Origin of the sequence: Streptomyces sp. NPDC002130, from assembly GCF_040296465.1 — a bacterium.
Taxonomy (GTDB): domain Bacteria; phylum Actinomycetota; class Actinomycetes; order Streptomycetales; family Streptomycetaceae; genus Streptomyces.
The window spans coordinates 1-7,947 of the sequence record NZ_JBEOXI010000315.1; the positions used below are offsets into that span (position 1 = coordinate 1).

At 66.4% G+C, this 7,947-nt stretch carries 8 protein-coding genes and 2 pseudogenes; 3 read left to right on the forward strand and 7 right to left on the reverse strand.

Annotated features, from left to right (window positions below; translation table 11 throughout):
* A partial coding sequence (locus ABT116_RS36490; RefSeq protein ID WP_351643117.1) for an AMP-binding protein occupies window positions 1-768 on the reverse strand: 768 nt, incomplete at its 3' end.
* Window positions 769-787: 19 nt separating this feature from the next.
* On the opposite strand from ABT116_RS36490, the pseudogene ABT116_RS36495 reads away from it, so the two are divergent.
* A pseudogene (locus ABT116_RS36495) lies at window positions 788-1,036 on the forward strand (IS630 family transposase); the annotation flags it as partial.
* Between the two features lie 113 nt (window positions 1,037-1,149).
* Here ABT116_RS36495 and ABT116_RS36500 read toward each other — a convergent pair.
* The 4 genes and pseudogenes from ABT116_RS36500 to ABT116_RS36515 all read right to left on the reverse strand — a co-directional run bounded on the left by ABT116_RS36500 (window position 1,150) and on the right by ABT116_RS36515 (window position 4,247).
* Entirely contained in the window at window positions 1,150-1,662 is a 513-nt protein-coding gene (locus ABT116_RS36500; protein ID WP_351643120.1) for a hypothetical protein, read from the reverse strand.
* 197 nt (window positions 1,663-1,859) lie between these two features.
* Complete coding sequence (locus ABT116_RS36505; protein ID WP_351643088.1) at window positions 1,860-2,993, reverse strand: IS630 family transposase; 1,134 nt, start codon at window positions 2,991-2,993, stop codon at window positions 1,860-1,862.
* 48 nt (window positions 2,994-3,041) lie between these two features.
* Window positions 3,042-3,308, reverse strand: a complete 267-nt coding sequence (locus ABT116_RS36510; RefSeq protein WP_351643094.1) for a YxzC family protein — start codon at window positions 3,306-3,308, stop codon at window positions 3,042-3,044.
* Between the two features lie 65 nt (window positions 3,309-3,373).
* A pseudogene (locus ABT116_RS36515) lies at window positions 3,374-4,247 on the reverse strand (IS5 family transposase).
* Between the two features lie 344 nt (window positions 4,248-4,591).
* On the opposite strand from ABT116_RS36515, the gene ABT116_RS36520 reads away from it, so the two are divergent.
* Window positions 4,592-5,272: an SMI1/KNR4 family protein gene (locus ABT116_RS36520; RefSeq protein WP_351643099.1), complete on the forward strand. Its 681-nt coding sequence runs from the start codon at window positions 4,592-4,594 to the stop codon at window positions 5,270-5,272.
* Window positions 5,273-5,374: 102 nt separating this feature from the next.
* Here ABT116_RS36520 and ABT116_RS36525 read toward each other — a convergent pair whose 3' ends face one another.
* Together ABT116_RS36525 and ABT116_RS36530 are read right to left on the reverse strand one after the other, a co-directional pair.
* On the reverse strand, window positions 5,375-5,629 hold the full coding sequence (locus tag ABT116_RS36525; RefSeq protein ID WP_351643106.1) for an alpha-L-rhamnosidase-related protein: 255 nt from the start codon (window positions 5,627-5,629) through the stop codon (window positions 5,375-5,377).
* On the reverse strand, window positions 5,605-7,491 hold the full coding sequence (locus ABT116_RS36530; RefSeq protein WP_351643112.1) for a DUF6528 family protein: 1,887 nt from the start codon (window positions 7,489-7,491) through the stop codon (window positions 5,605-5,607). The genes ABT116_RS36525 and ABT116_RS36530 overlap by 25 nt, the downstream gene beginning before the upstream one ends.
* Window positions 7,492-7,554: 63 nt before the next feature.
* Between ABT116_RS36530 and ABT116_RS36535 the strand changes: the two genes are divergently transcribed.
* Window positions 7,555-7,947 (forward strand): GTP-binding protein (locus tag ABT116_RS36535; RefSeq protein WP_351643115.1); only part of this gene is annotated, 393 nt, incomplete at its 3' end.

The following is a 7,947-nucleotide window of genomic DNA, read 5'->3' on the forward strand; positions in this document are numbered from 1 at the left end:
CGCAACGGTCTCGACATCCACCCCGGATTCCACTACCTCGTCCAGCACGCCGAGCAGTCCCCAGTACATGGTCGGGACGCCCGCGAAGACCGAGATCTTTTCGCGTTCCATGATCTCGAGTGCCGCGGTCGCATCGAAGCGCGGCATCAACACCAAGGTGGCACCGACGCAGATTCCCGCATTCATGGTCACTGTCTGGCCGAACGAGTGGAACAACGGCAAGGTCAGGAGATATCGCTCATGCCTGGACGGAACGCTCTCGAACAACCGGTTGGTCGACAGTGCATTCAAGACCATGTTGCAGTGAGTGAGTTCGGCGCCCTTGGGCTTTCCGGTCGTGCCGCTGGTGTAGAGGATGACCGCGGTGTCCGTCGGTTCACGAACAACCGCGACTGCAGGCGTTTCCGTGCCGGACACGGACGCCAGTGCTTCGCCTAGAGTCTCGACTCCGAGGATCGACGACGGTGCACCCGACTCGGCGCTGATCACGATCAGGGCCGAACAGGTCTCGCTCTGCTCGAACCCGGCGATGGCGTACTCGGCGATCGGCAATTCGGGACTTCCCTCGAAACAGAAGTACAGCTTCGCTTCCGAATCAGCCAGGTGATAGGCGATTTCGCGTCCCTTGAGCAGAATGTTCAGAGGAACGACGACGCCACCGGCCTTGAGAATGCCGTAGTAGATGATCGGGAACTCGAGGACGTTCGGGCAGGACAACGCCACCTTGTCACCTGGCTCGACACCCCGCGAGACGAGCAGATGGGCAATGCGATTCGAGTAGGCGTCGACCCCGACCTACGCCTCCTGGGCCAACCCGATCGAAGCCCACTTCGGCCCGCTGCGGCAGTTCACCCTGGCCAACTCGAACCACCGCAGCCACCCCGCGCAGACCCGGTCCCTGCACCGCTACCTACGCTGGCGCAACGCCAACGCCCGCCATCCCGACGTACTCGCCGCCCAGCGCAAGGAACGTGCCCGCATCCGCAGCGAGAAAGGCATCCGCTGGGGCGGACGCCCACTCGCCGCCGCAGCCTGACCGCTCAACCTGGTGGCCCGGAAACGATCACTGGGCAGCTCAGCCATCGGCCACGCGTGGCGGGCCGGGAAGCGGTGGGACAGGGTTAGCCGATGTCAAGGACGTGGTAGGGGCTATGCCTGTCCACGTGCCCGGTGCCGCTTTGCGTACGACCAGGTCACCGCGATCATCAGGGCCGGGATGGCGAACAGCGGGGCGAAAGCGAACCCCCAGACGGTCTGTGCCGTACCGCTCGACATGTACGTCTGGCTCTCGACGGCGAAAGCGACCACGAGTTGCCACAGTGCCACCAGAACCAGGACGCCCGAGGCGGTCCAGGCCAGCGGGCCGAGGATCCTGGGGTGCAGCGGCCTCCACCGGTCGCTGACGAGAAGCAGCGGAAACAGAGCGGCCAGCTCAGTGAGGACGGAGAGGCCGACCACGTATGCGATGCCCCAGCCTGGGATGTCGAAGACATCGCGCAGCACTTGGTCGCTGTAGCCCACATAGACACCGGATGCCATGGCGACGCGCCACAGGCCGGACGGGACGGCGCACAGCGCGATGGCGTGGGCGGCGCGGCGAGCCCAGACAGGCGCAGGTGCGGAGGCAGGGAGAGGGGCGGTCGCTGTCGTCATGACGTACATGCTGGCCCTGGACATGGCGGCCACGCTTCGTCCGCTACGGCGGACCGTATCCGCCCTGCGGATGAGGGCGCACCCGATGCAGGAGGACCCGAGGAGGAGGACTCAATCACCGCACAGGCTGGGTATCCAACCGTCCAGCGATCGAGGCCATCGCGACCAACCCGGTGAACGTTCGTGGTCACAGCACTAGTGCCGCATCAGGCAACGTTCGCCCTGTCGACCACCTCGCGTAGGCGTTCGTCGGCGGCATGCTTGTTCCGCCAGAGGATGTAGCGGCGGATCATGCTGCCCTGCTCCTTGTGGCTGGCGTGGTCCGTTCCATCCAGTGCGAAGTAGCGCAGGGCGGTGAACTGGGCCTCGATGCGGTTCAGCCAGGAGCTGTTGGTCGGGGTGTAGGCGAATTCGACGTTGTTGGCCTCGGCCCAGTCGCCGACCCGGGTGTCCTTCCTCGTGGTCAGGTGCGGGGAGAAGTTGTCGAGCACGATCGCGATACGGATCTGCGGCGGGTAGAGGCTGCGCAGGTAGCGGCAGAACTCCAGGAACCTCGTCCGGTTCTTCTTCGGCTTGATGTGGCCGTAGAGCTTGTCCTGGGCCAGGTCGTAGGCGGCGAACAGGTGCCTGACCCCGTGCGGGCGGGTGTAGGTCGCCCGCCTGCGGGGGCGGGGTTCGCGGTCGGGGTCCTTGTGCTTCCCGCCGCGCTCGGTCCATTGCCGCCCGGGGTGGGGCTGCAGGTTGAGCGGGCCGAACTCGTCGAGACATAAGACGACTTCGGGTTCGCCGTCCTCGGGTATGACCTCGCCGTCGGCGATCGCGTAGAGATGCTCCACCCGGGCCTTCTTGGCCGCGTAGGCGGGGTCGCGGGAGGTCTTCCAGGTCTTTATGCGTTGAAAGGACACGCCCTCCTCGCGGAGCAGGATCCGTAGGCCCTCGTGGCTGATGTCGTCGACCACCCCCTCGGCGACCAGGAAGTCGGCCAGCTTGGCCAGGCTCCAGGTCGAGAACGGCAGGCCCTGTTCGGCCGGCTCGGACTTGGCGATCTTCTTGATCTCCCGGCGTTCCGGGAGGGTGAAGGTTCTGGGCCGGCCGCCCTTGTACTTCGGGTAGAGCGCCTCGAAGCCGTCGGCGTTGAAGTTGTGGATCACGTCCCGGACCCGGTCCGCGCTGGTGAATGTCACCTCGGCGATCTTCGCCACGGGCATACCCTGCGCGGACAGCAGCACCATCTGGGCTCGCCGCCAGGTCACCACCGATCCCGTGCCCCTGCGGATGATCCGCAGCAGTCTTCGGCCCTCGTCGTCATCGATCCCCCGTACCTGCACCCGTTCGGCCACGCGCACATCCTGGCAGCGACCAGGCTTTGGGACGGAGCTGCGGCCGCTTCACATCGCTCGGCGTTTCCTCAGCTCAGCAAGCCATGCCCGTACCTGTTCGTCGTCGTGCAGGTAGCCGCCGCTCTCGCCCGCAGGGAGATCGATTCCGTAGAGGCGGTTCAGCGCCCACCAGGAGAGGTCGTCCCAGACGATCCCGTCCTCCATCACCCACCTCGCCGCCCAGCGATCGGCCTCGTCCCTGGACAGCCGTCCCGCGACAAGCTCAACGAAGCGATCTTCGATCTCGTCAAGAGTTGGCTGGCCGCTGGCATCCATGCCCTGACCGTACAGGCAGGGCAAACGTTGCTCGATGCGGCACTAGGGTGCGTTTTGAGTGCTGGTCACAGCCACTCGTTGATGGCTGCGACCAGCACCGTCGCTTCGTAGCGGACGGTGAGCTTGTCGTATCTCGTGGCGACCGCGCGGTGCCGTTTCAGGCGATTGATTCCGCACTCCACCGCGTGGCGCTGCCTGTAGTCGTCCTTGTCGAACTTCGGTGGGCGACCGCCGTGGGAACCGCGTTTCTTGCGGTTGGCGATCTGGTCGCGCTTCTCCGGGATCGTGCAGCGGATGCCACGTTTGCGCAGGTAGTCGCGGTTCGCGCGGAGTCGTACGCCTTGTCGGCGCGCACCTTGTCCGGCCGGGTACGCGGGCGGCCCTGCCCGAGCCGGGGCACCCGGATACGACCCAGGACCACCTGGAACTGCGGCGAGTCACCGCACTGTCCAGCCGTGATGACCAACGCCATCGGCTTCTGAGCCTGCTCGACCGCCAGGTGCAGCTTGGTGGTCAGCCCACCCCGGGAACGTCCGAGCCCGTGGTCGTCGGGCTCGATGAACACACCACCTGGCGGCTCGATCTGCAGATCCCCTTTTTGCGGGCACCGGCCGCGTGCTGGTGGGCGCGGGCGATGGTCGAGTCCACCGAGACCTCCCAGGTGATCAGTCCCTCGGCGTCGGCCTGGGACTGTAGCTGCTCGAAGATACGGTGCCAGGTGCCGTCCCGCTGCCAGCGCCGGAACAGACCGTAGACCGTCTCCCACGGGCCGTACCGCTCGGGCACGTCCCGTCACGGAGCACCGGCGCGGGTGCGCCAGCGTATGCCGTCTATCAACTGCCGCTTGGTGTGCACCGGTGGTCGTCCAGGCTTCTTGCCGACCGGGAGCAAGGGCTCCAGCTTCGCCCACTGTGCATTCGTCAGATCATGCCGCCCCACGAAGTGGATCGTGCCACATCAAGATCCACTTCTGAAACGCACCCTAGGTCGCCAGCCCGCTGTGACGCCGTGCGCCTGCGGCAGGCCTGCCCTAGACATACAGCAATGGCCACCGGTTCGACAGCAACGGAAAGTCCGGCGGGCGCGTGCCCAACGGTGGGAGCACACGCCGGGCATCGCGTGGTGGGAGCGACTGAGTGTGTTTGTCGGTCGCCGAGGGTCCCGGTCGGCCGATGTGCGTGTCGTACCGAGGGCCTTGGACGTCGGGCCGTTCCTGGGCGCGTCGGGACGGCAGCAATGGGCCCTCGCGACCAGGTGTCGGTGGCTGCACGTACGGTCTGCGCATGAACGATCAGTGGTGGGTGGGCGTACGTCAGCGGGTAGAAGCGGCGGGAGCAGGGCCTGGGGGCGGCAAGGTGTTCGGGGCATTGGGGCACAAGTGGGTCCTGGAGGAGCCGCTCACCCGGGGCGAGCTTGCCGAACTCGAGGCTCAGATAGGCGTGCGGCTACCGGAGGAGTACCGGGCGTTCCTGCTCCACGTCGGCGCGGGTGGCGCCGGCCCCGCGTACGGCCTGTTCCCGGTTCGGCGCGTGCAAGGCCGCTGGCGTTGGGAAGGCGACGGCGCCGACCTGGCCGACCTGTCGATGCTTGCCGAGCCGTTTCCCGACCAGGGCCCGGACCCGAAGCTGCTCGACGACCTCCTTGCCCAACGCCCCGCGGAAGAGGACTTCGACGACATCGAGGACTTCGACAACGCCATCGAGGCGTGGGACGAGCGGTGGGAGGCCGTCATGTTCGCCCCGGAGCGCACCGCCGGTGCCATCGTGATCTCCCACATGGGCTGCGCCCAGAGGGAGTGGTTGATCATCAGCGGCAGCCATCGCGGCACGATCTGGTCCGACTGCCGGGTGGACGACGTCGACCTCGCGCCACTCCTCGACGCCAACGCTATGCCGGTGAGGTTCGCCCGCTGGTACACCGACTGGCTGGAGAGAGCCGAGCGCACAGCCCTGTCGGCCCCGTAAGCGCGTCGCGCTGTGCTGTTGAGCAATGCAACGGGTAAACGGGCTGAGCAGGACCCTCAGTCACAGTGCGGCCAGTGTGGAGACGAGTGCGGCCACGGTTAATCATCGTGGGGGTGGAGGCCGACTGACCGGCCACGAAGCGGTGCAGGTGGTCCACACTGCCCCCTCGCTGTCATGGTTGAACGAGTCATGGCACGGCCTCGTCGTCGATCCCCTCCAGCGATCCCACATCGTGGTCGCGCCCTGTTCCACCATGTGCATAAGCGCACGAAAGGCCCGGCGTGACTGTCCCGCAGGAGCTGGTCGTTCACGCCGGGCCTTCTGACTGTTCGCTACTTGTAGGAGGCGACCGCCCAAGTCGCCTTGTAGTGCTTGCTGTGCTCGCTCCAGCGGTATTGCTTCAGACCATTCACGGAGTCGATGGTCTCAATCCAGCTGGTGGTGTAGGTGGGCTTCCCGTCCGCGTCGAGGTTGGCCAGGCCGCATTCCTTGGCACAGGTCGTGGCCACCCGGCCCGTCACCGGATCGCTGCCGACACTGTTGAGCATGATCCGCGTGTTGACCAGTGGCTCATTGGCGTAGTCGGTGCACCAGTGATTGGCGCCGTTCTCGACTTCCGCGACCTGCGCGGTGGCGGGCCACTTGGCGGGATCATTCTTCGTGTGGCACTGGGCAGCGCCGCTCTTGGAGAACTGGGCGACGCCGCCGTTGGCGCCCACCCAGAGGCGGTCCGGGTTTCCGTAGACGGGGGTCAGGTCATGGCCCCAGGCGCCACCCCCGCCCGACTGCTTGGGCAGGGCGAAACGTTTGGGGTCGGTGAGTTGCTTTGTGCCGGTGTCGTAAGTGAACCTGACCAGTTCCAGGCCGCCGAGGGCCCAGACATACCCGCCGTTCGGGTCGTACACGACTTCATGTGCGGAGTTCAGCGGGATCGTCTGCTTCGGCGTGCCGCTCCAGTTGCCCGGCGTGCCCTGCGTCCTGGTGTACAGCTCGATCTTGCCGGGGAAGCCGTTGCCTCCGGCGAACGCGGCGACGACTCCCCCGTCGGGAAGGACTTCCACGCCGTGCAGGTCCCCGGGTTCGCCCGCGCTCTTGACGTTGATGGCCCAGTGGTATCCGGAGAGGGCCGGGTAGGGGATGACACCGATGAAACCGCTGGCGCCGTCACCGGTGACCAGCACCTGGTCGCCGTAGACACCGCCGGGTCGGAGTTTGTGCGAGGTGCCTCCCTTCCAGGCGGCACCGTTCAGAGACGTGTCCTCCACTGCGTGGTAGGCGTCGGGAAGCCACCGCTGGTACGGCTTTGAAGCCTCCCACACAGAGGGCTTGTTGGAGTCCAGGAACTCCAGCGCCTCGGTTGCCACGGGATAGCCGCCGGCGTAGGGCGGGCCGTACTCGTTGCCCGCGATCAACGGGGTGGACCCCTCGTTGAACTCGACCTCCAGGGTGGGCGCGAAGTAGGCCTTCGTGCACGCCCTGTCCTTGTCCGGGGTCGTCGGGTTCATGGAGCAGAAGTCCTTGTACCCGGTGGCGCCGGTCGTCGGGTGGGGTGCTCCCTCGTTGCTGCTGAGCCTGATGCCGTGGTTGGGCGTCGTCGTGCCCGGCCGGGTCCAGGCCGTGACCATGTCGGTGATGTCGATCCGCAGGATGCCCGAGGACTCGTCCGGCAGGTACTTGTTGGGCTGGTCCTCACAGGTGGGGTGTCCGACACCGAACCACTTGCCGACGCCTTCACCGACCGTGGGCTGGTTCGCCCAGGTGATCGTCTGCTGGTCCCATGCCTCGGCCACGCGGTACACGCCGAACCAGGGGTTCTGATTGCAGTCCTGCACTGCCACGAACGAGTTGTACATGCGCAGGGACGCTCTCTTGATGTTCGCGCCGGTCAGGCGGGAGACGTCGAACTTCAGGAAGCTGCGGTACTTGGTCGTGCCACCGTTCGGCGTGCCGATGTGCAGCAGGCGTTCCTGCGAGTGGTCGACGGTGTCCGTGTTGCTGATGTACGTGTCTTGGAGCCGCTTGATCATGTTGCGCGGACCGCTCTGGGCGAACGGTGAGACCGCGCCCGTCGCGGTCGCCGCCACCGGCTGCGCCGCCGGCTGCGCCTGCTCGGGCCGTTGTGCGGAAGAGGCCGGCGTCAGCAGAGAGACCGCCAGGGCCAGACCCCCCGACGCAACGAAGATCTTCCGTCTGAAGATCCTCGCCAGGTGCCGAGACATTCGTTCCCCCTCATGCTCGCTTCCCGCCCACGACGGAGCGGGCCCCACCACCAATTCGGGTGAGTGTTCTATTTCAATGCGCAGCTGATCCTGGTGGACACCCCAGGACTGCACAAGCCGCGCACACTGCTCGGGCAGCGCCTCAACGACTTGGTGCGTGACACCTACTCCGAGGTCGACGTCATCTGCCTGTGCATCCCCGCCGACGAGGCCATCGGGCCCGGCGACCGCTGGATCGTGCAGCAGGTCCGTCAGATGGCGCCCAAGACCAAGCTGGTCGGCATCGTCACCAAGATCGACAAGGTCAGCCGCGACGCCGTCGGCAAGCAGTTGCTCGCGCTGTCCACCCTGCTCGGCCCCGAATCCGAGGTCGTCCCGGTCTCCGCGAAGTCGGGTGAACAGGTCGAGATCCTGGTCGACGTCCTCGCCGGTCTGATGGACGAGGGCCCGGCCTTC

Bases quoted from the DNA above. Each gene is read 5' to 3' on its own strand.
- ABT116_RS36500 (WP_351643120.1), bottom strand. From the start codon at position 1,662: ATGTACGTCATGACGACAGCGACCGCCCCTCTCCCTGCCTCCGCACCT.
- ABT116_RS36510 (WP_351643094.1), bottom strand. From the start codon at position 3,308: ATGGATGCCAGCGGCCAGCCAACTCTTGACGAGATCGAAGATCGCTTC.
- ABT116_RS36520 (WP_351643099.1), top strand. From the start codon at position 4,592: ATGAACGATCAGTGGTGGGTGGGCGTACGTCAGCGGGTAGAAGCGGCG.
- ABT116_RS36530 (WP_351643112.1), bottom strand. From the start codon at position 7,491: ATGTCTCGGCACCTGGCGAGGATCTTCAGACGGAAGATCTTCGTTGCG.